Raw genomic sequence first — 25,829 nt, forward strand, 5'->3', positions numbered from 1 at the left:
GTTCAGGCGCCGTTGGCCAGGACGACGACCCCGCTGACGATCAGCAGCGTGCCGATGACCTTGGCGGCGGAGAAGGTGTCGTTGAAGAAGAAGCGGCCGAGCAGGGCCGTCAGCACGAAGCCCAGAGCCACGAACGGGTAGGCGAAGCTGACTTGTACCTTCGACAGCACCAGCAGCCACACCGCCGCGCTGCCGAAATACAGGAACAGCCCCAGCAGCACGAGGGGGTTGAGGGCTACCGCGAGCAGGATCGACAGCCGTTCCCCGCCTTCGGCGAGGGCCTTCTGGACGGAGGGGGAGGCCATGCCGGCCTTCAGCGAGACCTGCGCGAAGGCCGAGATGGCGACGCTGATCAGGATGAGCGCATAGACGTTCTTCAGCAGCCCGAGCTTTGACAAAGCGAAGCACCCCGCCTGAACCGGTATCGATTCATAGTTCCTAGCAGCGGAACCGGGTGGCGTCAAATTGACATCAAGCCTTCCTGGTGTGCTTGTTTCATGTCGATTGCGTCAATAATTTTTCATGTATGACGGGTTTCTAACGTCCCGCGGTGCGCCTTTCCCCGGTGTGGCAGCCGAAGTGCAAGGCCTTATGGCGCCTGGTTCCGGGCAATTATCTGTATGTTTTTGGGTGCCAAAACATAATTCTGCTCTAACCGTTATCCGGCGCCGGCAGTCGGGGCGGTCGTGGTCATCCACGCCGCCCCGTCGTCGTTTCAGCGGCCGACGAAATTCGCCTCGCGGCGTTCGAGGAAGGAGGCGACGCCTTCCTTGACGTCGTCGCTGCCCATCAGCGGTTGCAGGTCCGGCAGCAGGCGGCGGGCGGCTTCCGCCTCGCCTTCGGCCAGGGCCAGGCGGGCGCTGGCCAGGGTGGCGCGCACGCCCAGCGGGGCCTGGCGGGCGATGCGTTCGGCGATGGCCAGGGCTGCGGCGAATTCCTCGCCGGGGGCCGTCACTTCCTGCACCAGGCCCATGCGCTGGGCTTCCCGGGCGTCGAATTCGTCGCCGGTGAGCAGGTAGCGCATGGTGTTGCCCCAGCCGATGTTCTGCACGAAGCGGATGGTCGCGCCGCCCACGGCATAGATGCCGCGCTTGACCTCGATCTGGCCGAAGCGCGCGTCTTCCGCGGCGACGCGCACGTCGGCGGCCAGCATCAGTTCCAGGGCGGCGGTGAAGCAGACGCCGCGGGCGGCGACCACGATCGGCTTGGCCACCCGCCGCGCCGGGTCCAGGCCGAAGGGGTCGCAGGCGCCTGGAGGCAGTTCGGGGAAGCGGCCGCTGGCGAACTGCGGGCCCCACTTGTCCAGTTCCAGGCCGGCGCAGAAGTGCTGGCCCTCGCCGTAGAGCAGGCCGCAGCGCAGTTCGTCGTCGCCTTGCAGTTCACCGTAGGCGTCGGCCAGCGCCAGGTACAGCTCCACGTCCATGGCGTTGTACTTCTCCGGGCGGTTCAGCCCGATGCAGAGCACATGGCCCTTGCGTTCCACCTTCAGTTTCTGGCTCATGCCTCGTCTCTCTCGTCGTCAATGGCGGTGTGCCGCCGTGGAAGCGAAGTTATCCAGATAGCCTTCCGTGGCGTCACTGTCCATGTCTGTCAGGCATTTGCTGCGGTTGCCCGGGATGCGACATCGCGCAGCGCCTTCGTGCTCGCCTTGCCACCGGGAAAATGAGAAAATCTTGCATTTGCGAGATACCCGCAGGGGTTGGGGGAGACATGAGCTTTACCCGCAGACAGGTACTGGGTGGCATCGCCGGCCTCGCCGTGGTCGGCCTCGGCGCCGGCGGCGCGCGTCTATGGCTGGCGCGTCCGCAGGTGACCGCGGAGCACGACTACGAACTGATCGCCGCGCCCATGGACCTGGAGCTGGTGCCCGGGCACAAGACCCCGGCGCTGCTCTACGGCAACCGCTTCCCCGGCTTCGAGATCCGCGCCCGCCAGGGCGACTGGCTGCGCGTGCGCTTCACCAACAAACTGGACCAGCCGACCACCATCCACTGGCACGGCATCCGCCTGCCCATCGAGATGGACGGCGTGCCCTACATCTCGCAGCCGCCGGTGCAGCCGGGGCAGAGCTTCGTCTACCTGTTCAAGACCCCCGACGCTGGCAGCTACTGGTACCACCCGCACCTGATGAGCAGCGAGCAGCTGGGCCGCGGTCTGGTCGGCCCGCTGATCATCGACGAACGCGAGCCCAGCGGCTTCAGCCACGAGAAAATCCTCTGCCTGAAGACCTGGCACGTGGACGAGCAGGGCGCCTTCACCGCCTTCAGCGTGCCGCGCGAGGCCGCCCGCGAGGGCACCCGCGGCAGCCTGTCGACCATCAACGGCGAGCACGTGCCGGTGATCGAGCTGCCCGCCGGCCAGGTGACCCGCGTGCGCATCCTCAACATCGACAACACCGTGACCTACCGGCTCAACCTGCCGGGCAGCGAGGCGAAGATCTACGCCATCGACGGCCACCCGGTGGAGCCGCGGGAACTCGACGAGCAGTACTGGATCGGCCCGGGCATGCGCCTGGAGCTGGCCATCCGCGGCCCGGCCGAGGGCCAGGAGCTGTCCCTGCGCGACGGCGTGGTGCGCCTGGGCACGGTGCGCGGCGTGGCGCCGCTGCAGGGTGGTTCCGCCGAATGGCCGCCGGCGCTGCCGCACAACCCGGTGAGCGAGCCGGACCTGGACAAGGCCGAGACCATCGACTTCAAGTTCGAGTGGGTGGGCGCCATGACCGACTACTCCAAGGGCCAGGCGACCCCGTCGCTGTGGCAGATCAACGGCGTGGCCTGGCAGGGCGGCGAGGAGCACAAGCACAACGCGCCGCCGCTGGCCAAGCTGGAGCTGGGCAAGAGCTACATCTTCACCCTGCGCAACCTGACGCAGTACCAGCACCCGATCCACCTGCACGGCATGACCTTCAAGGTGCTGGCGTCCAACCGCCGCAAGATCATCCCGTACTACAGTGATACCTACCTGCTGGGCAAGAACGAGAGCGCGAAGGTGGCGCTGGTGGCGGACAACCCCGGCCTGTGGATGTTCCACTGCCACGTCATCGACCATATGGAGACCGGCCTGATGGGCACCATCGCCGTGGGTGACGCCTGGTGCGGCTGACCAACAGCAAGGGCCACCCGACGGTGAAGGGGCTGGCCCCGGTGATCGACCGCAGCCGCGACCGCGAATTCATGCGCGAGGCCATGGCCCTGGCCGAGCAGGGCGCGGCCCTGGGCGAGGTGCCGGTGGGCGCGGTGCTGGTGCTGGAGGGCCAGGTCGTCGGCCGTGGCTTCAACCAGCCGATCACCGCCCACGACCCCAGCGCTCATGCCGAGATGGTCGCCATTCGCGAAGCCGCGGCGGCGGCCGGCAACTACCGCCTGCCCGGCAGCACCCTCTACGTCACCCTGGAGCCCTGCAGCATGTGCGCCGGCTTGCTGGTGCACGCGCGCATCCAGCGCCTGGTCTATGCCGCCACCGAGCCCAAGTCGGGGGTGGTGGTCAGCCGGGGGGAGTTCTTTGCCCAGGAGTTCCTCAACCACAAGGTGCTGGTGGAGGGTGGGGTGCTGGCGGAGGAGTGCAGTGCGATGCTGTCGGCCTTTTTTAAGGCGCGGCGCAAGGGATAGGGCGCGGCGTCCTACGCGAATCGCGGACGGAGTCCGCTCCTACGATAGTGCATTCCTGAAGACTGTCTTGCCGACGGCGCGCCGAGGCGCTTTTCGTAGGATGGGTATCGCTTCGCTCAACACCATCCTGCGGGTGTTGTGTTTGCCGGAGGCTCCGGCGCGATTCGCGGATGAGATCCGCTCCTACGCGCTGCCCCACTCGCGCCATTTCCATGCAGGAGCGCGCACTGCGCGCGAAATCGCGGGCAGGGCCCGCTCCTACAGTTGTCGTGGGGCATGGAGTTTCCTCGTGGCGGACTCCGTCCGCAGAGGCTCTGCGCTTCAGAGCTTCTCGTCGGGCTCTTCGCTGGGGCGGGTCTTGTTCACCCCGGGCAGGTGCAGGCCGCTTTCGGCCAGTTGGCCACCCTCGAGCTGCGGCTGGGTCACCCAGGTGAGGATGTCGTAGTAGCGCCGCACGTTCTGCACGAAATGCACGGTCTCGCCGCCGCGGGCGTAGCCGTAGCGGGTCTTGCGGAACCACTGCTTCTGCGACAGGCGCGGCAGCATCTTCTTCACGTCCAGCCACTTGTCCGGGTTCAGGCCTTCCTGCTGGGCCAGCTTGCGGGCGTCGTCGAGGTGGGCGCTGCCGATGTTGTAGGAGGCCAGGGCGAACCAGCTGCGGTCCGGCTCCTTGATGCTGTCCGGCAGCTCGTCGCGGATCTGGTCGAAGTACTTGCCGCCGCCCTGGATGCTCTGCTTGGCGTCGAGGCGGTTGGACACGCCCATGGCCTGGGCGGTGCGGTTGGTCAGCATCATCAGGCCGCGCACGCCGGTCTTGGAGGTGGCGTCGGGCTGCCACATGGATTCCTGGTAGCCGATGGCGGCGAGCAGGCGCCAGTCCATCTTCAGCGTCTGGGCGATCTGCTTGAAGTGCGTTTCGTAGCGCGGCAGGCGCTGCTGCAGGTGCTGGGCGAAGGTGTAGGCGCCGACGTAGCCGAGCACGTCGACGTGGCCGTAGTAGCGGTCCTTCAGGTGCTGCAGGGTGCCGTCCTGCTTGACCTTGTCGAGGAACTTGTTGACCTCGGCGTACAGGCTGTCGTCCGTCCCGCCGGGCAAGGCCCAGGCCAGGCCGCGGGCGTCGCCGAAGTCGAAGGCCACGCGCACGTTGGGGAAGTAGACCTGGTTCATCGCCAGCTCGTTGGAGTCGATCAGCGTCAGGTCGATGTCGCCGACGTCCACCATGCGCAGCAGGTCGACCATCTCGTCGGCGTCGGATTCCTTGTACTCCAGCTTCGGATACTTCTTCTTCAGCTCGGCCAGCTGCATGGCGTGGCTGCTGCCCTTGAGCACCACGATGCGCTTGCCGACCAGGTCGTCAGGGCGGGTGGGGCGCGGGTCGCCATTGCGGTAGACGACCTGGGGAGTGACGTCCAGGTAGGAGTGCGAGAAGCGTACGGAGGTCTCCCGCTCGCCGCCGGGGGTGAGGCCGGCGGCGGCCAGGTCGGGGCCGCCGGATTGGCCGAGCTTGCTGTAGAGGTCGTCGAGGTTGTCGGCGGTCTCCATCTGCAGCTTCACCCCCAGGTGATCGGCGAAGCGCTTGGCCAGCTCGTATTCGAAGCCGGTCTCGCCGTTGCGATCCTGGAAGTAGGTGGCCGGGCTGTTGCGGGTTATCACCCGCAGCACTCCGTCCTTCTGTACCCGCTCCAGAGCCGTGGGGGCTTTCGCCTCGCTACAGCCGGAGAGCAGCAGAAAGATACAGGTCGCCAGGATCCATACGGCGGAGCGCACGCGGGACGGGTTCAGGGCAAACATCGGCGCAGTATACGCCAAGGTCGCGGAGCCCAATATCTGGACAGCTCGGGGCATCTCTGCTAGCGGCTTCGTTTCAGGGGCCGTGCCAGACGCTGGCCGGGGGCCCGGGGCGCGCCTGGAGCGGGCGTGCGGCGAGTCCGCTCGAAAGCGTTCGAAGATGAATGGCGGCGCTCCCCCGCCCAATGGCAGAAAGCCCTTGCCGTCGGCCGAGCTGCAGGTGCCGCCGGGGCATGCTTTACGGTAGAATGCACGGCCTCTGCGGGCCGGCCCTCCCGGCCCTGCGAATTCCCCTGTCTCCAGAGGCTGTTCCGACAATGCTGATCCTGCGCGGCGCTCCCGCCCTTTCCGCCTTCCGCCACGGCAAACTGCTCGACCTGCTGACCCGGCAGGTACCCGCTGTCACCGGGCTGTACGCCGAGTTTGCGCATTTCGCCGAGGTCAGTGGCGTGCTGACCGCCGATGAGGAACAGGTGCTCGGACGGCTGCTCAAGTACGGCCCGAGCGTGCCGGTGCAGGAGCCCAAGGGCCGCCTGTTCCTGGTGGTGCCGCGCTTCGGCACCATCTCGCCGTGGTCCAGCAAGGCCACCGACATCGCCCACAACTGCGGCCTGGCGAAGCTCGAGCGCATCGAGCGCGGCATCGCCTACTACGTCGCCGGCGAGCTGTCCGAGGCCGACGCCGCGCAAGTCGCCGCGCGCCTGCACGACCGCATGACGCAACTGGTGCTGAACCAGATGGAAGAGGCCGCCGGCCTGTTCAGCCACGCCCAGCCCAAGCCGCTGACCGTGGTCGACATCCTCGGCGGCGGCCGCGCCGCGCTGGAGAAGGCCAACCTGGAGCTGGGCCTGGCCCTGGCCGAGGACGAGATCGACTACCTGGTGAAGAGCTTCGTCGAGCTGGGCCGCAACCCGCACGACGTCGAGCTGATGATGTTCGCCCAGGCCAACTCCGAGCACTGCCGCCACAAGATCTTCAACGCCAGTTGGGACATCGACGGCCAGGCCCAGGACAAGAGCCTGTTCGGCATGATCAAGAACACCTATGAAATGCACCGCGAAGGCGTGCTGTCCGCGTACAAGGACAACGCCGCGGTGATGGTGGGCTCGGTCGCCGGGCGCTTCTACCCCAACCCCGAGACCCGCCAGTACGGCGCCAGCGAAGAGCCGGTGCACATCCTGATGAAGGTCGAGACGCACAACCACCCGACCGCCATCGCCCCGTTCCCCGGCGCCTCCACCGGCTCCGGCGGCGAAATCCGCGACGAGGGCGCCACCGGCCGCGGGGCCAAGCCCAAGGCCGGCCTGGTCGGCTTCACCGTCTCCAACCTGAACATCCCCGGTTTCGAGCAGCCCTGGGAAGTGCCCTACGGCAAGCCCGAGCGCATCGTCACCGCGCTGGACATCATGATCGAAGGCCCGCTGGGCGGCGCCGCGTTCAACAACGAATTCGGCCGTCCCAACCTGACCGGCTACTTCCGTACCTTCGAGCAGGCCGTGGCGACCCCGCGCGGCGAGGAAGTGCGCGGCTACCACAAGCCGATCATGATCGCCGGCGGCCTGGGCAACATCCGCGAAGACCACGTGCAGAAGGGCGAGATCAGCGTCGGCGCCAAGCTCATCGTGCTCGGCGGCCCGGCCATGCTCATCGGCCTGGGCGGCGGCGCGGCTTCCTCCATGGCCACCGGCGCTTCCGCCGCCGACCTGGACTTCGCCTCGGTGCAGCGCGAGAACCCGGAAATGGAACGCCGCTGCCAGGAGGTCATCGACCGCTGCTGGCAGCTGGGCGCCGACAACCCGATCAAGTTCATCCACGACGTCGGCGCCGGCGGCATCTCCAACGCCCTGCCGGAACTGATCAACGACGGCGGCCGCGGCGGCCGCTTCGAACTGCGCGCGGTGCCCAACGACGAGCCGGGCATGAGCCCGCTGGAAATCTGGTGCAACGAGTCCCAGGAGCGCTACGTCCTGTCCGTCGACGCAGCCGACTTCGAGACCTTCAAGGCCATCTGCGAGCGCGAGCGCTGCCCGTTCGCCGTGGTCGGCGAGGCCACCGAGGAGAAGCACCTGACCGTCGCCGACAGCCACTTCGGCAACAAGCCGGTGGACATGCCGCTCGACGTGCTGCTCGGCAAGCCGCCGCGCATGCACCGCTCGGTCGCCCGCGAAGCCGAGATCGGCGATGACTTCAGCGCCGCCGCCCTGGACCTGGGCGAAGCCACCGAGCGCGTGCTACGCCACCCGGCCGTGGCCAGCAAGAGCTTCCTGATCACCATCGGCGACCGCACCATCACCGGTCTGGTGGCCCGCGACCAGTTCGTCGGCCCCTGGCAGGTGCCGGTGGCCGACTGCGCCGTCACCGCCACCAGCTTCGACGTCTACACCGGCGAAGCCATGGCCATGGGCGAGCGCACCCCGCTGGCCCTGCTCGACGCCCCGGCCTCGGGCCGCATGGCCATCGGCGAGACCATCACCAACCTGGCTGCCGCCAGCATCGGTGCGATCTCCGACATCAAGCTGTCGGCCAACTGGATGGCCGCCGCCGGCCACCCGGGCGAGGACGCGCGCCTGTACGACACCGTCAAGGCGGTGGGCATGGAACTGTGCCCGGCGCTGGGCATCACCATCCCGGTGGGCAAGGACTCCATGTCCATGAAGACCCGCTGGCAGGACGCGGGCGTGGAGAAGAGCGTCACCGCGCCCATGTCGCTGATCATCTCCGGCTTCGCCCCGGTCAACGACGTGCGCAAGACCCTCACCCCGCAACTGCGCCTGGACAAGGGCGAGACCGACCTGATCCTGATCGACCTCGGCCGCGGCAAGAACCGCCTGGGCGGCTCGATCCTGGCGCAGACCTACGGCAAGATCGGCCAGCAGGCCCCGGACGTCGACGACGCCGAAGACCTCAAGGCCTTCTTCGCGGTGATCCAGGGCCTCAACGCCGACGGCCACCTGCTGGCCTACCACGACCGTTCCGACGGCGGCCTGCTGGCCAGCGTGCTGGAAATGGCCTTCGCCGGCCACTGCGGCCTGTCCCTGCGCCTCGACGACCTGGCCTCCAGCCGCGAGGAACTCAATGCCGCGCTGTTCAGCGAGGAGCTGGGCGCGGTCATCCAGGTCCGCGAAGCGGCCACCCCGGAAGTGCTGGCGCAGTTCAGCGCCGCTGGCCTGGGCGACTGCGTGGCGGTGATCGGCCAGCCGGTCAACGGCGACGCCATCGAGCTGGGCTTCAACGGCGAGCCGGTGTACAGCGCCGAGCGCCGCCTGCTGCAGCGTATCTGGAGCGAAACCAGCTACCAGATCCAGCGCCTGCGCGACAACGCCGAGTGCGCCGACCAGGAGTTCGACGGCCTGCTGGCCGAGGACAATCCCGGCCTGTCCGCCAAGCTCAGCTTCGACGTCAACGACGACATCGCCGCGCCCTACATCAAGAAGGGCGTGCGTCCGCAAGTGGCGATCCTCCGCGAGCAGGGCGTCAACGGCCAGGTGGAAATGGCCGCGGCCTTCGACCGCGCCGGCTTCGCTGCGGTGGACGTGCACATGAGCGACATCCTCGCCGGCCGCGTCAGCCTGGAAGACTTCAAGGGCCTGGTGGCCTGCGGTGGCTTCTCCTACGGCGACGTGCTCGGCGCCGGTGAGGGCTGGGCCAAGTCGATCCTGTTCAACGCCCGCGCCCGCGACGGCTTCCAGGCCTTCTTCGAGCGCAAGGACAGCTTCGCCCTGGGCGTGTGCAACGGTTGCCAGATGATGTCCAACCTGCACGAGCTGATCCCCGGCACCGAGTTCTGGCCGCACTTCGTGCGCAACCGCTCCGAGCAGTTCGAAGCGCGTGTGGCCATGGTCCAGGTGCAGGAGTCGCAGTCGATCTTCCTGCAGGGCATGGCCGGTTCGCGCCTGCCCATCGCCATCGCCCACGGCGAAGGCCATGCGGAGTTCGAGAGCGAGGAAGCCCTGCTCGAGTCGGACCTGTCCGGCTGTGTGGCGCTGCGCTTCGTCGACAACCACGGCAAGGTCACCGAGAGCTACCCGGCCAACCCCAACGGCTCGCCGCGCGGGATCACCGGCCTGACCAGCCGCGACGGCCGCGTGACCATCATGATGCCGCACCCGGAGCGGGTGTTCCGCGCCGTGCAGAACTCCTGGCGCCCGGACGAGTGGCAGGAAGACGGCGGCTGGATGCGCATGTTCCGCAACGCCCGCGTCTGGGTGGGCTGAGGCCGCATCTGACGCAGCAGGAAAAGGGGAAGGCTTCGGCCTTCCCCTTTTTCGTTGCGGGCTCGCGAACCCGACCTCCTGTAGGAGCGCGCCCTGCGCGCGAATCGCAGGCAGGGCCTGCTCCTACAGGTGGCTCCGTATGAGCGAGCATGGCTTTTCGTAGGATGGTGTTGAGCGAAGCGATACCCATCAGCGCAACCGCATGGGTATCGCAAGCTCAACCCATCCTACGAAAAGCGCCTCGGCGCAGCCGGCAAGACAGTTGCTCCTACGAGCATCGCGGTGCAGCGAATCGGACCCCGCCAAAGGTTGGGCTGGGCGCTGGCGGCGCTTTATCGGAAAGTGATTCCGACTGAATCTGGACTCCATCACGTTTTACGAATCTTGGGAATTTTCCCTCAGAACGTGAAGGCAATCGCGCTGTCGATATTTGCCGAGCATGACCGCTGAGTCATTGAAGGCAAAATGCCATCACCTATGGCAGCATTCGCTCCTCGACTCCCCACCCGGTCCCGTTTTCCGCCACGGAGCGTCCGATGTACAAACTCTGCTTCTATGTTCCCGAGACTCACCTGGAGACGGTGAAGAAAGCGGTGTTCGCCGCAGGTGCAGGACGCATCGGTGCCTACGACAGCTGCTGCTGGCAGGTGCTCGGCCAGGGCCAGTTCCGCCCGCTGCAGGGCAGCAACCCCTTCCTCGGCTCGGCCGGCCTCGTCGAGCAGGTGGCCGAATGGAAGGTGGAGATGGTGGTGGCCGACGAGTTGATCCACGACTCGGTCAAGGCGCTGAAGGCCGCGCACCCCTACGAGACGCCGGCCTTCGAGGTGTGGCGATTGTCGGACATGGTCTTCTAGCCACCGCAAAATGAAAAAGGCGCCCGAGGGCGCCTTTTTCGTTCCACCGTCAGGGGCGGATCTCGATCAGCGTGCCGTCCTTGACCAGGCTCCAGACCTCCTGCATGTCCGGGTTGGTCATGGCGATGCAGCCGTTGGTCCAGTCCAGGGTGGAGAAGTACCACTCCGGGTACTCGTCGCTCAGCGGGGTGCCGTGGATCATGATCATGCCGCCGGGCGACAGGCCCTTCTCGCGGGCGCGCACCACGTCGCGGGCGTTGGGGTAGGAGATGTGCATGGAGAGGTTGAACTTGTCGCTGGTCTTGCGCCAGTCGATCCAGTAGAAGCCCTCCGGCGTGCGGTTGTCGCCCTCGGCCAGCTTGGTGCCGCGCGGGCTCTTGCCCAGGGAGATGCGGTAGCTCTTGAGAATCTTGCCGTTGCTCAAGAGGTGCAGCTTGTGCTCGGACTTGAGCACCAGCACCTTGTCGATGCGGCCTTCCAGGGTCGGCGTCGCATTGGCCTGCGATAGAGCGGCAAAGGTCAGGCACAGAAAGGCAAGCAGCCAGCGCATGGAAAGACTATCCCCCGGATGTTCGATAAAGCGCCGCGATGCACGGCCCTGCAAAGTGTTCAGGTCTTCTTGTAGTGGCCCGGCATGGGTGCAATGGCCTCGTTGCGCACCGGGAAGTCCTGCCTCTGCCGGTCGCTGAAGTAGCATTCTAAGGTACGGCCCACGGTGGGGAAAGCCAGCTCCGACCAGGGAATCGCCGATTCCTCGAACAGGCCCACCTCCAGGCTTTCCTCGCCGGCGGCGAAATCCAGGTCGGCTAGCTCGGCGCGGAAGAACATGTACACCTGGCTGATGTGCGGCAGGTCGAACAGGGTATAGAGCTGCAACTGGCGCACGCGGGCGCAGGCCTCCTCCAGCGTCTCGCGGGCGGCGGCCTGCTCGAGGGTCTCGCCGTTCTCCATGAAGCCCGCCGGCAGCGTCCAGAAGCCCTGGCGCGGGGCGATGGCGCGGCGGCACAGGAGGATGCGCCCCTCCCACACCGGCAGGCAGCCGGCGACGATGCGCGGGTTCTGGTAATGCACCGTATGGCACTGGTCGCAGATGTAGCGCGGCCGGTTGTCGCCGCTGGGGATGCGCAGGCTCACGCTGGCGCCGCACTGACTGCAGAATTTCATGCACTTTCCCTGGGAATCGATACAGCCATCTTGCTCGCCGGAAGGCCCGCGCAGCAAGGGGGTGGGGCTTGGGCGAGGCAGCCTTTCATGCCATGATTCCACAATTGAGAGAATGGCTTACACGCAGGATGTCCGCATGCTGGACGAGCTGCGCCGGCGCATCACGGCGCACACCCCCCAGGACCTGAACAGCGAGCAGCGCTTCCCCGAAGCGGCGGTGCTGCTGCCCATCACCCCCAGCGAGGAGCTGGTGCTGACCCTGCGCGCCACCGGGTTGTCCACCCACAGCGGCGAGGTGGCCTTCCCCGGCGGGCGCCGCGACCCCGAGGACGTCGACCTGATCCACACCGCCCTGCGCGAGGCCGAGGAGGAGATCGCCCTGCCGCCGAGCCTGGTGGAGGTGGTCGGGCCGCTGAGCACCCTGGTCTCGCGCCACGGCATCAAGGTGACGCCGTTCGTCGGTTTCGTTCCCGACTTCGTCGAGTACACCCCCAACGACGGCGAGATCGCCGCGGTGTTCAAGGTGCCGCTGGAGTTCTTCCGCGGCGACCCGCGGGAAATGACCCACCGCATCGACTACTTCGGGCGCAGCTGGTACGTGCCCAGCTACCGCTTCGGCGAATACAAGATCTGGGGCCTGTCGGCGATCATGGTCGTCGAGCTGGTCAACCTGCTGTTCGATGACCGCATCGACCTGCACCAAGCGCCGCCACAATTCATCAAGCTCAGCTGAGCGGCGCGTACAACAACGAGATGCCTGAGGAGCCACCGATGAAATACCGCCTGGGCGACGCCCGAGTCGAAACCCACCCCGACAGCTGGATCGCCCCGAACGCCGCGGTGATCGGCAAGGTGCGCCTGGACGCCGGCGCCAGCGTCTGGTTCAACGCCGTGCTGCGTGGCGACAACGAGCTGATCCACATCGGCGAGAACAGCAACGTCCAGGACGGCACCGTGATGCACACCGACATGGGCTTCCCGCTGAACATCGGCAAGGGCGTGACCATCGGCCACAACGTCATGCTGCACGGCTGCACGGTGGACGACTACAGCCTGATCGGCATCAACGCCGTGGTGCTCAACGGCGCGAAGATCGGCAAGTACTGCATCATCGGCGCCAACTCGCTGATCCCCGAGGGCAAGGTGATTCCCGACGGCTCCCTGGTCATGGGCTCGCCCGGCAAAGTGGTGCGCGAGCTGAGCGAGCAGCAGAAGAAGATGCTCGAAGCCAGCGCCGCCCACTACGTGCACAACGCCCGGCGCTACGCCCGCGACCTGGCCGGGCAGGAAGAATGAGCCAGGAACGCCCGGTGGCCTCGCCCTGCGTCTACGTCTGCACCCTGGACGACCAGGACCTGTGCATAGGCTGCCAGCGCACGGCCGACGAAATCACCCGCTGGGGCCGCATGAACAACGACGAGCGCCGCGAGGTGCTGCGCCTGTGCCATGAGCGCGCCCGCGAACAGGGCGTGCTGCTCTAGCGCGCCGACAGAACATCCCCTTCCCGAGGTTGCACGCAATGCCCCGTATTGGAACCCCCCTGTCGCCCACGGCGACCCGCGTACTGCTCTGTGGCTCCGGCGAGCTGGGCAAGGAAGTGGTGATCGAACTGCAACGCCTGGGCTGCGAAGTGATCGCCTGCGACCGCTACGCCAACGCCCCGGCCATGCAGGTGGCGCACCGCAGCCATGTGCTGAGCATGCTCGACGGCGCCGCCCTGCGGGCGGTGATCGAGCAGGAGAAGCCGCACTACATAGTCCCGGAAATCGAGGCCATCGCCACCGCGACCCTGGTGGAGCTGGAGGCCGAAGGCTACACCGTGGTGCCTACCGCCCGCGCCGCGCAGCTGACCATGAACCGCGAGGGCATCCGCCGCCTGGCCGCCGAGGAGCTGGGCCTGCCCACCTCGCCGTACCATTTCGCCGATACCTACGAGGACTACCTCGCCGGCGTCGCCTCGGTGGGCTACCCCTGCGTGGTCAAGCCGATCATGAGTTCCTCGGGCAAGGGCCAGAGCGTGCTCAAGTCCGACGCCGAGCTCAAGGCCGCCTGGGACTACGCCCAGGAAGGCGGCCGCGCCGGCAAGGGCCGGGTGATCGTCGAAGGCTTCATCGACTTCGACTACGAGATCACCCTGCTCACCGTGCGCCACGTCGGCGGCACCACCTTCTGCGCGCCCATCGGCCACCGCCAGGTCAAGGGCGACTACCACGAATCCTGGCAGCCCCAGGCCATGAGCCCGAAGGCCCTGGCCGAGTCCGAGCGCGTCGCCAAGGCGGTCACCGAGGCATTGGGCGGGCGCGGCCTGTTCGGCGTGGAGCTGTTCGTCAAGGGCGACCAGGTGTGGTTCAGCGAAGTCTCGCCGCGCCCCCATGACACCGGCCTGGTGACGCTGATCTCCCAGGACCTCTCCGAATTCGCCCTGCACGCGCGGGCCATCCTCGGCCTGCCGATCCCGGCGATCCGCCAGTTCGGGCCCTCGGCCTCGGCGGTGATCCTGGTGGACGGCGAGTCGCAGCAGGTCAGCTTTGGCAACCTGGGCGCCGCGCTGACCGAGCCGGACAGCGCCCTGCGCCTGTTCGGCAAGCCGGAAGTCTCCGGCCAGCGGCGCATGGGCGTGGCCCTGGCGCGCGCCGAATCCATCGAGGAAGCGCGGGCCAAGGCCACCCGTTCGGCCGAGGCGGTGGTCATCGAGCTGTGAACCGCCTGGCGGGGCTGGCCTGGTGGGCGGCGGCGCTGCCGTTGCTGCCGCTGGCCCTGCCGATGGCCGTGCGCACCCGGCGCACGGCGCTGCGCCTGGCCCCGGCCGCGGGGGCCTGTGAGCGTCTGGCCGGCGCGGAATTTCCCGGCGAGCCCCTGCGCCTGCTGTTGCTGGGCGAGTCGACCGTCGCCGGCGTCGGCGCCTCCTGCCTGGACTTCGCCCTGGCCGGGCGCCTGGCCACGGCCCTGGCGGCGCGCCTGCAACGGCCGGTGGCCTGGCGGGCGCTGGGGGAGAACGGCATTACCGTCGGTGAGGCCTGCGAGCGCCTGTTGCCGCTGGCCGACGGGGGGTATGACCTGGTGGCGCTGGTCTTCGGCGTCAACGACACCACCCATTTCAGTTCCGCCGAGCGCTGGCGGGCGGCCATCGCCCGGCTGATCGGGCATTTCCAGGCCGATGGCGCGCGAGTGGTGTGCACGGCGGTGCCGCCGCTACGGCATTTCCGCGCCTTGCCCTGGCTGCTGCGGCAGTTGCTGGGCTGGCGCGCTGCGTTGCTGGATGGCCAGTTGCGGGAATTGGCTGCGGTGCTGGGCGCTGGATACTGCGCGGTGGGGCTGGAGATGCAGCCGCAGTATCTCGCCATCGACGGCTATCACCCGTCGGCGCTGGGCTACCAGGTGTGGGGAGAGCACCTGGCCCAGTGGCTGGTGGCCGTGGAGCGCTGCTGAGGCCGGATCGCGGACGGAGTAGGAAGCACGGCTTTTCGTAGGATGGCGTTGAGCGAAGCGATACCCATCGCCGCAACCGCATGGGTTTCGCAAGCTCAACCCATCCTACGAAGAACACCTCGGCGCAAGACAGTTGCCCCTGCATCCCGCCACACCATGCCCCGTAGGAGCGGACCTTGTCCGCGATGGCCGGACGTATCGGCGCGATTCGCGGATGAGATCCTCTACGTATCCAGGAAACACGGCGCTTCCCCTGCTCTTGTAGGAGCGGGCCCTGCCCGCGATTCGCGCGCAGGGCGCGCTCCTACAGGAGATCGGTGGCGCTATCAGAGCTCCCGCTCCCGCGTCTCGTGCAGGCACAGCACCGCGATCAGGCTCAGCGCCGCCGCCACCGACACGTAGCCGCCGACCCAGCTCAGCCCGCCCATGCCCACCAGCTTCTGGGCGATGTAGGGCGCCACCGAGGCGCCGAGGATGCCGCCCAGGTTGTAGGCCGCCGAGGCGCCGGTGTAGCGCACGCGGGTGGGGAAGAGTTCCGGCAGCAGGGCGCCCATGGGGGCGAAGGTCACGCCCATGAGGAACAGCTCCAGGGCCAGGAAGGCCGCCACTTCCACCGACGAGCCCTGGTTCAGCAGCGGCTGCATGGTGAAGCCGGAGAGGATGGCGGCGATGCAGCCGACGATCAGCACCGGGCGGCGCCCGTAGCGGTCGCTCAGCCAGGCGGAGATCGGCGTGGCCGCGGCCATGAACAGCACGGCGAAGCACAGCAGGCCGAGGAACTGCTCGCGGCTGTAGCCCAGGCTGGTCACCCCGTAGCTCAGCGAGAACACGGTGGAGATATAGAAGAGCGCATAGCACACCACCATGGCCAGCGCGCCCAGCAGCACCGGGCGCCAGTGCTGGGCGAACAGCTCGGCGATCGGCAGGCTGGAGCGCTCCTGGCGTTCCATGGCCTTGGCGAACACCGGGGTTTCCGACAGCTTCAGGCGCACGTAGAGGCCGACGATCACCAGCAGCGCGCTGAGGATGAAGGGAATGCGCCAGCCCCAGGCGCGGAACTGTTCCTCGCTGAGGGTCATGGCCAGGCCGAGGAACAGGCCGTTGGCGGCGAGGAAGCCGATCGACGGGCCCATCTGCGGGAACATGCCGAACCAGGCGCGGCGGTGCCTGGGCGCGTTCTCCGTGGCCAGCAGCGCGGCGCCGCCCCATTCCCCGCCCAGCCCCAGGCCCTGGCCGAAGCGCAGCAGGCAGAGCAGCGCCGGGGCCCAGGCGCCGATGCTGTCGTAGCCCGGCAGCAGGCCGATCAGGGTGGTAGACAGGCCCATCAGCAGCAGCGAGGCGACCAGCGTCGACTTGCGCCCGATGCGGTCGCCGAAGTGGCCGAACAGCGCCGAGCCCAGCGGCCGAGCGAGGAAGGCGATGCCGAAGGTGATGAAGGCGCTGAGCATCTGCGCGGTGCCCGAGGTCTGCGGGAAGAACACCGGGCCGATCACCAGGGCGGCGGCGGTGGCGTAGACGTAGAAGTCGTAGAACTCGATGGCGGTGCCGATGAAACTAGCGACCGCGACCCGCGCGGTGGAGTTGGCGGGTTGCTGTTCGGCGGCAGCGGCAAGGCTGGCGGTGGTCATGGGATGTCCCTGTCAGTCATGGCCGGCACGGCTCTGCGGGCGTGTCCGGCGGCGATGGAGGCTATGCCCGTGCGCGAGGCGGGAAGCGCCACCCGGGTAGGGGCAGGGACGGGAACCTCGCGGCGGGTCGGGGCGAGGCCGGGTGCTTCGCCGGGCGCAGGCATGGGGCCGGGCTCGGGCTGGCGGGCGGTCGACCGGCGCCGGGCGTTGCGCGGGTAGCGCAGGCCCTGGCGCGGGATGCTGGGTAAGCAGGGGGCGATTATAGGGCGCGGGCCGGCCGCTCAGGCAAGCCCATCGGCGCTGCCCGGCGCCGGCGCGGCGGCGCGCCCGGTGAGCCAGACGCGCACGCTCTTCACGCGGTTCTCGCCGGACTGCAGGATTTCCAGGCGGTAGGGGCCGATGCGCAGGCACACCGGGCAGTCGGGGATTTGCTCCAGGGCCTCGGTGACCAGGCCGTTGAGGGTCTTCGGCCCCTCGCTGGGCAACTGCCAGCCCAGGGCGCGGTTGAGCTCGCGGATGTTCGCCGAGCCGTCGATCACGTAGGTGCCGTCGGCCTGGGGGTGGATGTCCGGGTTGCGCAGGGCGTCGGCGTTGCTGAACTCGCCGACGATCTCCTCGAGGATGTCTTCCAGGGTGATGATGCCGATCACCTCGCCATACTCGTCGACGACGATGCCGATGCGCCGCTTCTGCTTCTGGAAGTTGATCAGCTGGGTCGACAGCGGCGTGCTCTCGGGAATGAAGTAGGGCTCCAGGCAGGCGGCGCGCAGGCTGTCCTTGGTCAGCTGGTTGTGCGTCAGCAGGCGGGCGATCTGACGCATGTGGACGATGCCCTCGACCTGGTTGATGTCGTTGCGGAACACCGGCAGGCGCGTGTGGGTGGTGTTGCGCAGCTGGCCGATGATGCTTTCCACGTCATCGTCCAGGTCGATGCCCTGCACCTCGTTGCGCGGCACCATGAGGTCGTTCACGGTGATCTTTTCCAGGTCGAGGATGCTCAGCAGCATGTCCTGGCGGTTGGCGCTGAGCTTCTCGCTGGATTCGCTGACCACGCTGCGCAGCTCGTCGTTGTTCAGCGGCCGGCTGCGGCGCTGCGCCGGGTCCAGGCCGCACAGCCGGAGGATGCCGTTGCTCACCCCGTTCATCAGCCACAGCAGCGGGCTGAACAGGCGCTGCAGCCACAGCAGCGGCAGGCTGGCGGGGAAGGCCACGCGTTCCGGGCGCAGGGTGGCGTAGGTCTTGGGGGTGATCTCGCCGAAGATCAGCAGCACCAGGGTCAGCGCCAGGGCCGTGGGCGCCACCGCGAAGTCGCCCCACAGGCGCAGGGCCAGCAGGGTGGCCAGGGACGAGGCGATGACGTTGACCAGGTTGTTGCCGATGAGGATGGTGCCCAGCAGGCGGTCGGTGCGCAGCAGCAGCCAACTGGTGCGCCGCGCCGCGCGGTTGCCCTGCTTGGCCTGGTGGCGCAGGCGGTAGCGGTCCAGGCTGAGCACGCCGGTCTCGACGCTGGAGAAGAACGCCGAGCACAGCAGCAGGAAGACCAGCAGGCCGATCAGGTAGCCGGGATGGATGTCGCCCATGCGTCGGGTGCCCTCAGCGTTCCGTGGCGCCCAGGCGCCGTCGGCCTCAGATGTGCAGGATGAATTCCTTGACCAGCTTGCTGCCGAAGTAGGCCAGCATCAACAGGCAGAAGCCGGCCAGGGTCCAGCGGATCGCCTTGTGCCCGCGCCAGCCGAGCTGGTGGCGGCCCCACAGCAGCACGGCGAAGACCACCCAGGCGAAGCAGGAGAGGATGGTCTTGTGCGCCAGGTGCTGGGTGAACAGGTTGTCGAGGAACAGCCAGCCGGACACCAGCGACAGCGAGAGCAGCACCCAGCCGCCCCAGAGGAAGCCGAACAGCAGGCTTTCCATGGTCTGCAGCGGCGGGAAGTTGCGGATCAGCCCGGCCGGGTGCTTGTGCTTCAGGCGATGGTCCTGCACCAGCAGCAGCAGGGCCTGGAACACCGCGATGGTGAGCAGGCCGTAGGCCAGCACCGAGAGCAGGATGTGCGCGAGGATGCCCGGCTGCTCGTTGATCGGCTCCAGGGTGCCGTGGGGCACCAGCACCGACAGCGCGGCGGTCAGCATGCCCAGCGGGAAGAGGAACAGCAGCAGGTTCTCCACCGGGATGCGCAGGCAGGCCAGCAGGGTCAGGGCGATCACCGCCGCGGCGATCAGGTTGGCGGCGTTGAAGAAGTCCAGCACCAGCCCGGCGTCGGTCAGCAGTTGCGGGGTCAGGCCCAGGCACTGGGCGACCAGCGCGGCCAGGCCGAGCACCAGCAGCAGGGGTTTGTTCGGCGCGGCGCGGCGCGCCAGGCAGACACCGTGGTAGGCCGTGGCGCCCAGGTAGAGGAGGGCGGCGAGCAGGCTGGGCAGCAGAGGGTGCATAGCGTCTTGGGCGAATCCTTCGAAAGGTGCCGAGTTTGGCACAGAACGCCCATGCCTAGAAAGCAGCCGGGAACGCTTCGCTTTCTCGCTGCGGCGGGATCATCGGCGGTGTCTGTGGCCTTCGCAGTTGGTTATAATCCCGCGCTTGCTGCCACGCCCACCCCGGCCGCTCCCGGCCCGATAGGAACGCGCATGTTCGAAAACCTTACAGACCGCCTCTCGCAAACGCTGCGCCAGGTCACCGGCAAAGCCAAGCTGACCGAGGACAACATCAAGGATACGCTCCGCGAAGTGCGGATGGCCCTGCTCGAGGCCGACGTGGCCCTGCCGGTGGTCAAGGACTTCGTCAACCGCATCAAGGAGCGCGCGGTCGGCACCGAGGTGTCCAAGAGCCTGACCCCGGGCCAGGCCTTCGTGAAGATCGTGCAGGCCGAGCTGGTCGAGCTGATGGGCGCGGCCAACGAGGACCTGGCGCTCAACGCCGCGCCGCCGGCGGTCATCCTCATGGCCGGCCTGCAGGGCGCGGGCAAGACCACCACCGCCGGCAAGCTGGCGCGCTTCCTCAAGGAGCGCAAGAAGAAGTCCGTGCTGGTGGTTTCGGCGGACGTCTACCGCCCGGCGGCGATCAAGCAGCTGGAAACCCTGGCCAACGACATCGGCGTGACCTTCTTCCCCTCGGACACCAGCCAGAAGCCGGTGGCCATCGCCGAGGCGGCGATCCGCGAGGCGAAGCTGAAGTTCATCGACGTGGTGATCGTGGATACCGCCGGTCGCCTGCACGTCGACAGCCAGATGATGGACGAGATCAAGCAGGTCCACGCGGCGATCCAGCCGGTGGAAACCCTGTTCGTGGTCGACGCCATGACCGGCCAGGACGCCGCCAACACCGCCAAGGCCTTCAACGACGCCCTGCCGCTGACCGGCGTGGTGCTGACCAAGGTCGACGGCGACGCCCGCGGCGGCGCCGCGCTGTCGGTGCGCGCCATCACCGGCAAGCCGATCAAGTTCCTCGGCATGGGCGAGAAGAGCGAAGCGCTCGACCCCTTCCACCCGGACCGCGTGGCCTCGCGCATCCTCGGCATGGGCGACGTGCTCAGCCTGATCGAGCAGGCCGAGCAGAACATGGACCGCGAGAAGGCCGAGAAGCTCGCGAAGAAGATCAAGAAGGGCAAGGGCTTCGACCTCGAAGACTTCCGCGACCAGCTGCAGCAGATGAAGAACATGGGCGGCCTGGGCAGCCTGATGGACAAGCTGCCGATGCTCGGCGGCGTCAACCTGGCGCAGATGGGCAACGCCCAGGGCGCGGCGGAGAAGCAGTTCAAGCAGATGGAGGCGATCATCAACTCCATGACCCCCGCCGAGCGTCGCGACCCGGAAGTGATCAGCGGCTCGCGCAAGCGCCGCATCGCCATGGGTTCGGGCACCCAGGTGCAGGACGTCGGCCGCCTCATCAAGCAGCACAAGCAGATGCAGAAGATGATGAAGAAGGTCACCGCCAAGGGCGGCATGGCCAAGATGATGCGCGGCATGGGGAGCATGTTCCCCGGCGGCATGCCGAAGATGTGACCCGCAGGCCCGCCTGGCTGGCGGGCCGACGTGCTGCGGCTTGCGGCGCGGGGCTTTAGCTCATAGAATATGCGGCCTTTCGGGCTCCTTGCCCGAGGGCTGCATTTCTTTTTTGCAAGCAAACCATAGGAACAACGTACGCATGGTAACCATTCGTCTGGCTCGTGGCGGCTCCAAGAAGCGCCCGTTCTATCACCTGACCGTGACCAACAGCCGCAACGCTCGTGACGGCCGTTTCGTCGAGCGCGTCGGCTTCTTCAACCCCGTCGCCACTGGCGCCGAAGTCAAGCTCTCGGTCAACCAGGAGCGCGTCAACTACTGGCTGAGCCAGGGCGCTCAACCGTCCGAGCGCGTCGCTCAACTGCTCAAGGACGCCGCCAAGGCTGCCTGAGATTGATGAACACGATGCCTGCCGCCGAGGAAATGATCGTACTCGGCAAGATAGTTTCCGTGCATGGCATTCGTGGCGAGGTGAAGGTGTATTCCTTTACCGACCCGTTGGACAACCTGCTGGACTACCGGCGCTGGACGCTCAAGCGTGGCACCGAGGTTCGACAGGCTGAACTGGTCAGTGGCCGCGTGCAGGGCAATGTCCTGGTGGCGAAGCTGAAGGGACTGGACGATCGCGAAGTCGCCCGCACCTATGCGGATTTCGAGATCCTGGTACCGCGCAGCGAGCTCCCGGAGCTGGACGACGGCGAGTTCTACTGGAGCCAGTTGGAAGGTCTCAAGGTGATCGACACGAACGGGCAACTGTTCGGGATACTCGACCACATGCTGGAGACCGGCGCCAACGACGTGATGGTGGTCAAGCCCTGTGCGGGCAGCCTGGATGACCGCGAGCGCCTGTTGCCCTATACGGAGCAATGCGTGCAATCGGTGGACCTGGCGGCTGGCGAGATCAGGGTGGACTGGGACGCGGATTTCTGACCCGCAGGGTAGGAGTTTCAACCCATGTGGATCGGAGTCATCAGCATCTTTCCGGAGATGTTCCGCGCCATCAGTGACTACGGCATCACCAGCCGTGCGGTGAAACAGGAGCTGATCCGGCTCGAGTGTTTCAACCCACGCAACAACACTGATGACCGTCACCAGACGGTGGACGACCGGCCCTTCGGCGGTGGTCCGGGCATGGTGATGAAGATCAAGCCGCTGGAAGGCGCACTGGGCGATGCCCGGCAAGCCGCAGGCGGACCGGCGAAGGTGATCTACCTGTCGCCGCAGGGCCGCAAACTGACGCAGGCGGCCGTGAAGGAACTGGCGAACGAGGAGCGGTTGATCCTCATAGCCGGGCGTTACGAAGGCATCGACGAGCGCTTCATCGAAGAGCACGTGGATGAGGAATGGTCGATTGGCGATTATGTCCTGTCCGGGGGTGAGCTTCCGGCCATGGTGCTGATCGACGCGGTCACACGGTTGTTGCCCGGTGCATTGGGCCACGTGGATTCCGCCGAGGAGGACTCGTTCACCGACGGCCTGCTCGACTGTCCGCACTACACCCGACCCGAGGTGTACGCAGACAAACGTGTTCCCGAGGTGCTGCTAAGCGGCAACCACGAACACATCCGGCGCTGGCGTTTGCAGCAGTCCCTTGGAAGGACCTGGGAACGACGTGCCGATCTTCTGGATTGCCGCTCGCTTTCTGGAGAAGAGAAGAAGCTGCTGGAGGAATACATCCGCCAGCGGGACGATAGTTAACGTATCGATGGCGAGCGCCAGGCGCTTGTCTTAGGAGCACTGAGATGACCAACAAGATCATTCAGCAGATCGAAGCTGAACAGATGAACAAAGAGATTCCGGCGTTCGCCCCCGGCGACACCGTAATCGTCCAGGTGAAAGTGAAGGAAGGCGACCGTCAGCGTCTGCAGGCCTTCGAAGGCGTCGTGATCGGCAAGCGTAACCGCGGCCTGAACAGCGCGTTCACCGTTCGCAAGATCTCCAACGGCGTAGGCGTGGAGCGTACCTTCCAGACCTACAGCCCGCTGGTCGACAGCGTCAGCGTCAAGCGCCGCGGCGACGTGCGCAAGGCCAAGCTGTACTACCTCCGCGAACTGTCCGGCAAGGCAGCGCGCATCAAGGAAAAACTGGTCTGAGTCCACGACTCCCAGTCGATCCGGAAAAAAGCAGCCCTCGGGCTGCTTTTTTCATGCCTGGGATTTGCCGGGGACGCCTGTAGGAGCGGGCCCTGCCCGCGATTTCGCGCGCAGGGCGCGCTCCTACAACTGTGCCTCCGGAACCGTAGGGCGCATAACCGTTCGCGGTTATCCGCCGTTGGCCCGAAATGCCGCTGCCGAGAACGACGGCGTAGGTGCTCTTCGTAGGATCGAGGGGGACGCCTAGTTCTTGCTCGCGAACAAACATGGTGCCATGCGGTTCGCGAGCAAGCTCGCTCCTACGAAGAGCCGTGCCTGCCGGTACGGTAGGAGCGGGCTTCCCGGCTTCCTCAGGGCCGCATGCTGACGTGCAGCGAGGCCTGGGACAGGTCGATGTCCTGCAGGCTCAGGCTGCCCATGCTCTGGCTCTGCGGGGCGCCGGCGACGCGGATGTTGTCGAAGCGCATCTCGCCGATGGAGCTGGGCAGGCGCAGGCTGATCGAGCCGTCGGGGTTGAGGCTGGAGGCCATGTGCTCGGTGTCGTAGACCACGTCCTTCATCGAGGTCTCGGCCTGCAGGCTGTCCACCACCGGCAGCACCAGGCGCGCCAATTGCTTCATGGTGCCCACGCCGTCGCCGGCCTCGGCACTGACGAACAGGCTCTGCAGGGTTTCGTCGAAACCCTGGGCGTTGATGCCGCTCATCTCGCTGTCGCTCAGCGGCTTCAGCCCGCGCTGCTGGTGGCTCTGGCTGATCGCCGGGGCCTGTTGGCGCTGGATGTCCGCGCTGGCCAGCTGGAAGGGCCCGAGCAGGGCCGCCACCAGGGTGGCGGCCAGGCGCAGGTTGTTCTGCTTCTTCAGCGCTCGCTTGACCTGGCGTTCGCTGACCCAGCCCTGGGCGATCAGGGTTTCCCCCAGGCGCAGGCCGTTGCGCAATTGCAGCTGGATCGCCTGGTCCAGTTGGGCGGCGCTGATCAGGCCCTTGCTGACGAGAATCTGGCCGAGGCGGGAATTCTGGGTGTTGGGCATGGTTGTGGACCGTGGAGCTGAAAGAATGATGGCGTGGTGCAATCATTGCCTCCGGCACTCCGCCCTGTCACCCATCTTAGGATAGGCTGACGGACGATTCGCCAGCCGATCCCGGCTCATTCCGACTGCCGGTCGTCCTCCTTGCCGGCCGCGTGGGCGCCTTCCTCGATCAGCGCTATCACCAGCCAGCCTTCCGCGGGGTTCAGCGGCCGGGTGCTGCTGGCCACGTGCATCCAGCCCGACGGATCGCGGGCGAACAGCAGGGTGGCGGCGTTGCCGTACAGCGCCTGGTACTGCTCCCAGCCGAAGCTCTCGCTGAGCAGGGTGCTGCGCACTTCGGCGCCGCGGGACAGCAGGCCGGCGAACTGCGGGTAGCTCAGCTCGCGCGGGCTCAGGTTGTGCCCGCGGTGCTGGTCGCTGGCGCGGTGCTTGTCGGTGCGCCGGCTCTCCTGGCCGCTGGTCAGGCTGAAGAGGCGCGCGCCGAACTCGTGGCGGAAGCGCATGCAGGCCAGGGTGTTCAGCTCGCCGGAGGGCGACAGGGCCAGCAGGTGGCCGAGGCCGACCAGGTCCAGGTGCGCCTCGGCATGCTGTGAGGTGGGGTTGCCGAAGTAGGTGGGCAGGTTGTCCATGCGCGCGGCGCGGATGTTCTCCCAGCTGGAGTCGGTGAGCAGCACGCGGCTGCCGGCGTTCTTCAGCGCCGTGCCGATGGCCCGCGCCACCGGGTTGGCGCCGACGATGAGGAAGCCGCTGGGCGCCGGCTCCGCCACTTTCAGCAGGCGCGCCAGGGGCCGCGCGGTGGCGCTTTGCAGGACCACGGTGCCGATGATCACCAGGAAGGTCAGCGGCACCAGCAACTGGGCCTGTTGGTGACCGGCCTCCTGCAGACGGATGGCGAAGATCGCCGAGACCGCCGCCGCGACTATCCCGCGCGGTGCTATCCAGGCCAGCAGCGCCCGTTCGCGCCAGTTCAGCGACGAGCCGGCGCTGCTCACCAGCACGTTCAGCGGGCGGGCGACGAACTGGATCAGCGCCAGCACCAGCAGCGCCGCCGGGCCCAGGCCGAGCAGGGCGGACAGGTCCAGGCGCGCGGCGAGGACGATGAACAGGCCGGAGATCAGCAACACGCTGAGGTTTTCCTTGAAGTGCAGGATCTGCCGCACGTCCACGCCCTTCATGTTGGCCAGGCACATGCCCATCAGCGTCACCGCCAGCAGGCCGGACTCGTGCACCGTGAGGTTGGCGCCGATGAAGATGCCCAGCACCGCCGACAGCGCGGCCAGGTTGTGCAGGTAGTCCGGCAGCCACTGGCGGCGCAGCACCTGGCCCAGGGCCAGGCCGCCGAGGATGCCGAAGGCGCTGCCGCAGGCGATCACCCCGGCGAAGGCGCCAAGGCTGTGGCGCCAGCCGCTGCCGGTGTCGCTGGCGGCGATGAAGCTGTAGACCACCACCGCCAGCAGCGCGCCTATGGGGTCGATGACGATGCCCTCCCAGCGCAGGATGTTGGCGATGGCCGCCTTCGGCCGCACCACCCGCAGCATCGGCACTATCACCGTGGGGCCGGTGACCAGGGTGAGGGTGCCGAACAGCAGCGCCATCTCCCAGCTGAAGTCCAGCAGCCAGTGCACCGCCAGGGCGATCACGCCCCAGGTCAGCAGCGCGCCCCAGGTGACCATGCGCTGCACCACCTTGCCGATCTCGCGCCACTCGCTGAAGTGCAGGGTGAGGCTGCCTTCGAAGAGGATCAGCGCCACCGACAGCGAGACCAGGGGGAACAGCAGCGGGCCGAACAGCGCCTGCGGGTCGAGCAGGCCGAGCAGGGGCCCGGCGAGGATGCCGGACAGCAGCAGGAAGAGGATCGCCGGCAGGCGCAGGCGCCAGGCCAGCCACTGGCAGAGCAGGGCGCCGGCGCCGATGCCGCCGAGGGAAAGCAGAACTCGGGTTTCATCCATGCGGAGGATTCCTTGACGAGGGGATGGCTGGCCGCGGACGGCCTGCCTGTGGAAGACTAGCTGCGCCCCGTCCGCTTTAGA

The 25,829-nt window shown here is 67.3% G+C and carries 24 protein-coding genes; 14 read left to right on the forward strand and 10 right to left on the reverse strand.

Annotated elements, in window-relative coordinates; genetic code table 11:
• Window positions 1–2: 2 nt before the first annotated feature.
• Together QSJ95_RS13640 and QSJ95_RS13645 are read right to left on the reverse strand one after the other, a co-directional pair.
• Window positions 3–398, reverse strand: a complete 396-nt coding sequence (locus tag QSJ95_RS13640; protein ID WP_064584174.1) for a DMT family transporter — start codon at window positions 396–398, stop codon at window positions 3–5.
• A 317-nt stretch (window positions 399–715) separates the two neighbouring features.
• Window positions 716–1,501, reverse strand: a complete 786-nt coding sequence (locus tag QSJ95_RS13645) for a crotonase/enoyl-CoA hydratase family protein (protein WP_285643019.1) — start codon at window positions 1,499–1,501, stop codon at window positions 716–718.
• Between the two features lie 209 nt (window positions 1,502–1,710).
• On the opposite strand from QSJ95_RS13645, the gene QSJ95_RS13650 reads away from it, so the two are divergent.
• Together QSJ95_RS13650 and tadA are read left to right on the forward strand one after the other, a co-directional pair.
• Window positions 1,711–3,102 (forward strand): multicopper oxidase family protein, encoded by a 1,392-nt coding sequence (locus tag QSJ95_RS13650; RefSeq protein ID WP_285643020.1) that lies wholly within the window; start codon window positions 1,711–1,713, stop codon window positions 3,100–3,102.
• Window positions 3,090–3,608, forward strand: a complete 519-nt coding sequence (gene tadA, locus QSJ95_RS13655; RefSeq protein WP_043314914.1) for a tRNA adenosine(34) deaminase TadA — start codon at window positions 3,090–3,092, stop codon at window positions 3,606–3,608. The genes QSJ95_RS13650 and tadA overlap by 13 nt, the downstream gene beginning before the upstream one ends.
• Before the next feature lie 321 nt (window positions 3,609–3,929).
• Here tadA and mltF read toward each other — a convergent pair whose 3' ends face one another.
• Entirely contained in the window at window positions 3,930–5,399 is a 1,470-nt protein-coding gene (gene mltF / locus QSJ95_RS13660) for a membrane-bound lytic murein transglycosylase MltF (RefSeq protein ID WP_043271429.1), read from the reverse strand.
• A gap of 314 nt (window positions 5,400–5,713) precedes the next feature.
• Here mltF and purL point away from each other — a divergent pair, with 314 nt between their 5' ends.
• Window positions 5,714–9,610 carry a phosphoribosylformylglycinamidine synthase gene (purL, locus tag QSJ95_RS13665; protein ID WP_285643021.1) on the forward strand — a complete coding sequence of 1,299 codons (3,897 nt, stop codon included), beginning with the start codon at window positions 5,714–5,716 and terminating at the stop codon, window positions 9,608–9,610.
• A gap of 536 nt (window positions 9,611–10,146) precedes the next feature.
• The gene (locus tag QSJ95_RS13670; RefSeq protein ID WP_043271426.1) at window positions 10,147–10,464 is read left to right on the forward strand and encodes a YqfO family protein; all 318 of its coding nucleotides are present in this window, start codon (window positions 10,147–10,149) and stop codon (window positions 10,462–10,464) included.
• Window positions 10,465–10,513: 49 nt separating this feature from the next.
• Here the strand turns inward: QSJ95_RS13670 and QSJ95_RS13675 are convergent, their stop codons facing one another.
• Window positions 10,514–11,014 (reverse strand): L,D-transpeptidase family protein, encoded by a 501-nt coding sequence (locus QSJ95_RS13675; RefSeq protein ID WP_009616312.1) that lies wholly within the window; start codon window positions 11,012–11,014, stop codon window positions 10,514–10,516.
• Window positions 11,015–11,073: 59 nt separating this feature from the next.
• Window positions 11,074–11,628 (reverse strand): NUDIX hydrolase, encoded by a 555-nt coding sequence (locus QSJ95_RS13680; protein ID WP_009616318.1) that lies wholly within the window; start codon window positions 11,626–11,628, stop codon window positions 11,074–11,076.
• A 136-nt stretch (window positions 11,629–11,764) separates the two neighbouring features.
• Here QSJ95_RS13680 and QSJ95_RS13685 point away from each other — a divergent pair, with 136 nt between their 5' ends.
• From QSJ95_RS13685 to QSJ95_RS13705, 5 genes are read left to right on the forward strand one after another with little or no spacing between them, the layout of a single operon-like run.
• Entirely contained in the window at window positions 11,765–12,361 is a 597-nt protein-coding gene (locus QSJ95_RS13685; RefSeq protein ID WP_009616320.1) for a CoA pyrophosphatase, read from the forward strand.
• A 38-nt stretch (window positions 12,362–12,399) separates the two neighbouring features.
• Window positions 12,400–12,924, forward strand: a complete 525-nt coding sequence (locus QSJ95_RS13690; RefSeq protein WP_043314918.1) for a gamma carbonic anhydrase family protein — start codon at window positions 12,400–12,402, stop codon at window positions 12,922–12,924.
• Complete coding sequence (locus QSJ95_RS13695) at window positions 12,921–13,109, forward strand: DUF1289 domain-containing protein (protein WP_269962478.1); 189 nt, start codon at window positions 12,921–12,923, stop codon at window positions 13,107–13,109. The genes QSJ95_RS13690 and QSJ95_RS13695 overlap by 4 nt, the downstream gene beginning before the upstream one ends.
• 38 nt (window positions 13,110–13,147) lie before the next feature.
• Window positions 13,148–14,329: a formate-dependent phosphoribosylglycinamide formyltransferase gene (gene purT, locus QSJ95_RS13700; protein ID WP_285643026.1), complete on the forward strand. Its 1,182-nt coding sequence runs from the start codon at window positions 13,148–13,150 to the stop codon at window positions 14,327–14,329.
• Window positions 14,326–15,057, forward strand: a complete 732-nt coding sequence (locus QSJ95_RS13705) for an SGNH/GDSL hydrolase family protein (protein WP_285643027.1) — start codon at window positions 14,326–14,328, stop codon at window positions 15,055–15,057. The genes purT and QSJ95_RS13705 overlap by 4 nt, the downstream gene beginning before the upstream one ends.
• A 326-nt stretch (window positions 15,058–15,383) precedes the next feature.
• On the opposite strand, the gene QSJ95_RS13710 is transcribed toward QSJ95_RS13705, so the two are convergent.
• From QSJ95_RS13710 to QSJ95_RS13720, 3 genes are all read right to left on the reverse strand, one after another.
• Complete coding sequence (locus QSJ95_RS13710) at window positions 15,384–16,685, reverse strand: MFS transporter (protein ID WP_285643036.1); 1,302 nt, start codon at window positions 16,683–16,685, stop codon at window positions 15,384–15,386.
• 281 nt (window positions 16,686–16,966) lie between these two features.
• On the reverse strand, window positions 16,967–18,265 hold the full coding sequence (locus QSJ95_RS13715) for an HlyC/CorC family transporter (protein WP_043271416.1): 1,299 nt from the start codon (window positions 18,263–18,265) through the stop codon (window positions 16,967–16,969).
• Window positions 18,266–18,311: 46 nt separating this feature from the next.
• Window positions 18,312–19,112, reverse strand: a complete 801-nt coding sequence (locus QSJ95_RS13720) for a cytochrome C assembly family protein (protein WP_009616342.1) — start codon at window positions 19,110–19,112, stop codon at window positions 18,312–18,314.
• A 192-nt stretch (window positions 19,113–19,304) separates the two neighbouring features.
• Here QSJ95_RS13720 and ffh point away from each other — a divergent pair, with 192 nt between their 5' ends.
• From ffh to rplS, 5 genes are all read left to right on the forward strand, one after another.
• Window positions 19,305–20,678 (forward strand): signal recognition particle protein, encoded by a 1,374-nt coding sequence (gene ffh / locus QSJ95_RS13725; RefSeq protein WP_009616344.1) that lies wholly within the window; start codon window positions 19,305–19,307, stop codon window positions 20,676–20,678.
• A gap of 142 nt (window positions 20,679–20,820) precedes the next feature.
• On the forward strand, window positions 20,821–21,069 hold the full coding sequence (rpsP, locus tag QSJ95_RS13730) for a 30S ribosomal protein S16 (RefSeq protein ID WP_009616346.1): 249 nt from the start codon (window positions 20,821–20,823) through the stop codon (window positions 21,067–21,069).
• A gap of 5 nt (window positions 21,070–21,074) precedes the next feature.
• A complete protein-coding gene (gene rimM, locus QSJ95_RS13735; RefSeq protein ID WP_009616348.1) occupies window positions 21,075–21,608 on the forward strand; it encodes a ribosome maturation factor RimM in 534 nt (177 codons plus the stop codon).
• A 24-nt stretch (window positions 21,609–21,632) separates the two neighbouring features.
• Window positions 21,633–22,376: a tRNA (guanosine(37)-N1)-methyltransferase TrmD gene (gene trmD, locus QSJ95_RS13740; RefSeq protein ID WP_009616361.1), complete on the forward strand. Its 744-nt coding sequence runs from the start codon at window positions 21,633–21,635 to the stop codon at window positions 22,374–22,376.
• Window positions 22,377–22,420: 44 nt separating this feature from the next.
• A complete protein-coding gene (gene rplS, locus QSJ95_RS13745) occupies window positions 22,421–22,771 on the forward strand; it encodes a 50S ribosomal protein L19 (RefSeq protein ID WP_009616363.1) in 351 nt (116 codons plus the stop codon).
• A 350-nt stretch (window positions 22,772–23,121) separates the two neighbouring features.
• Here the strand turns inward: rplS and QSJ95_RS13750 are convergent, their stop codons facing one another.
• Together QSJ95_RS13750 and QSJ95_RS13755 are read right to left on the reverse strand one after the other, a co-directional pair.
• Window positions 23,122–23,799, reverse strand: coding sequence for a cyclic di-GMP-binding domain-containing protein, MshE-related (locus QSJ95_RS13750; RefSeq protein ID WP_009616368.1), 678 nt, complete (start codon window positions 23,797–23,799; stop codon window positions 23,122–23,124).
• Window positions 23,800–23,915: 116 nt separating this feature from the next.
• On the reverse strand, window positions 23,916–25,748 hold the full coding sequence (locus QSJ95_RS13755; RefSeq protein ID WP_285643049.1) for a cation:proton antiporter: 1,833 nt from the start codon (window positions 25,746–25,748) through the stop codon (window positions 23,916–23,918).
• Window positions 25,749–25,829 lie beyond the last annotated feature (81 nt).

This window comes from Pseudomonas sp. NBRC 100443 (assembly GCF_030268185.1).
In the GTDB taxonomy this organism is placed as follows: Bacteria; Pseudomonadota; Gammaproteobacteria; order Pseudomonadales; family Pseudomonadaceae; genus Pseudomonas; species Pseudomonas citronellolis.

Excerpts from the sequence above, each read along its gene's own strand:
- rpsP (WP_009616346.1), top strand. The coding sequence starts at position 20,821 with ATGGTAACCATTCGTCTGGCTCGTGGCGGCTCCAAGAAGCGCCCGTTC.
- QSJ95_RS13685 (WP_009616320.1), top strand. The coding sequence starts at position 11,765 with ATGCTGGACGAGCTGCGCCGGCGCATCACGGCGCACACCCCCCAGGAC.
- QSJ95_RS13680 (WP_009616318.1), bottom strand. The coding sequence starts at position 11,628 with ATGAAATTCTGCAGTCAGTGCGGCGCCAGCGTGAGCCTGCGCATCCCC.
- trmD (WP_009616361.1), top strand. The coding sequence starts at position 21,633 with ATGTGGATCGGAGTCATCAGCATCTTTCCGGAGATGTTCCGCGCCATC.
- purL (WP_285643021.1), top strand. The coding sequence starts at position 5,714 with ATGCTGATCCTGCGCGGCGCTCCCGCCCTTTCCGCCTTCCGCCACGGC.
- QSJ95_RS13695 (WP_269962478.1), top strand. The coding sequence starts at position 12,921 with ATGAGCCAGGAACGCCCGGTGGCCTCGCCCTGCGTCTACGTCTGCACC.
- ffh (WP_009616344.1), top strand. The coding sequence starts at position 19,305 with ATGTTCGAAAACCTTACAGACCGCCTCTCGCAAACGCTGCGCCAGGTC.
- QSJ95_RS13720 (WP_009616342.1), bottom strand. The coding sequence starts at position 19,112 with ATGCACCCTCTGCTGCCCAGCCTGCTCGCCGCCCTCCTCTACCTGGGC.
- purT (WP_285643026.1), top strand. The coding sequence starts at position 13,148 with ATGCCCCGTATTGGAACCCCCCTGTCGCCCACGGCGACCCGCGTACTG.
- QSJ95_RS13715 (WP_043271416.1), bottom strand. The coding sequence starts at position 18,265 with ATGGGCGACATCCATCCCGGCTACCTGATCGGCCTGCTGGTCTTCCTG.
- rplS (WP_009616363.1), top strand. The coding sequence starts at position 22,421 with ATGACCAACAAGATCATTCAGCAGATCGAAGCTGAACAGATGAACAAA.
- QSJ95_RS13690 (WP_043314918.1), top strand. The coding sequence starts at position 12,400 with ATGAAATACCGCCTGGGCGACGCCCGAGTCGAAACCCACCCCGACAGC.
- mltF (WP_043271429.1), bottom strand. The coding sequence starts at position 5,399 with ATGTTTGCCCTGAACCCGTCCCGCGTGCGCTCCGCCGTATGGATCCTG.
- QSJ95_RS13670 (WP_043271426.1), top strand. The coding sequence starts at position 10,147 with ATGTACAAACTCTGCTTCTATGTTCCCGAGACTCACCTGGAGACGGTG.
- QSJ95_RS13645 (WP_285643019.1), bottom strand. The coding sequence starts at position 1,501 with ATGAGCCAGAAACTGAAGGTGGAACGCAAGGGCCATGTGCTCTGCATC.
- QSJ95_RS13750 (WP_009616368.1), bottom strand. The coding sequence starts at position 23,799 with ATGCCCAACACCCAGAATTCCCGCCTCGGCCAGATTCTCGTCAGCAAG.
- QSJ95_RS13675 (WP_009616312.1), bottom strand. The coding sequence starts at position 11,014 with ATGCGCTGGCTGCTTGCCTTTCTGTGCCTGACCTTTGCCGCTCTATCG.
- QSJ95_RS13650 (WP_285643020.1), top strand. The coding sequence starts at position 1,711 with ATGAGCTTTACCCGCAGACAGGTACTGGGTGGCATCGCCGGCCTCGCC.
- QSJ95_RS13710 (WP_285643036.1), bottom strand. The coding sequence starts at position 16,685 with ATGACCACCGCCAGCCTTGCCGCTGCCGCCGAACAGCAACCCGCCAAC.
- rimM (WP_009616348.1), top strand. The coding sequence starts at position 21,075 with ATGAACACGATGCCTGCCGCCGAGGAAATGATCGTACTCGGCAAGATA.
- QSJ95_RS13755 (WP_285643049.1), bottom strand. The coding sequence starts at position 25,748 with ATGGATGAAACCCGAGTTCTGCTTTCCCTCGGCGGCATCGGCGCCGGC.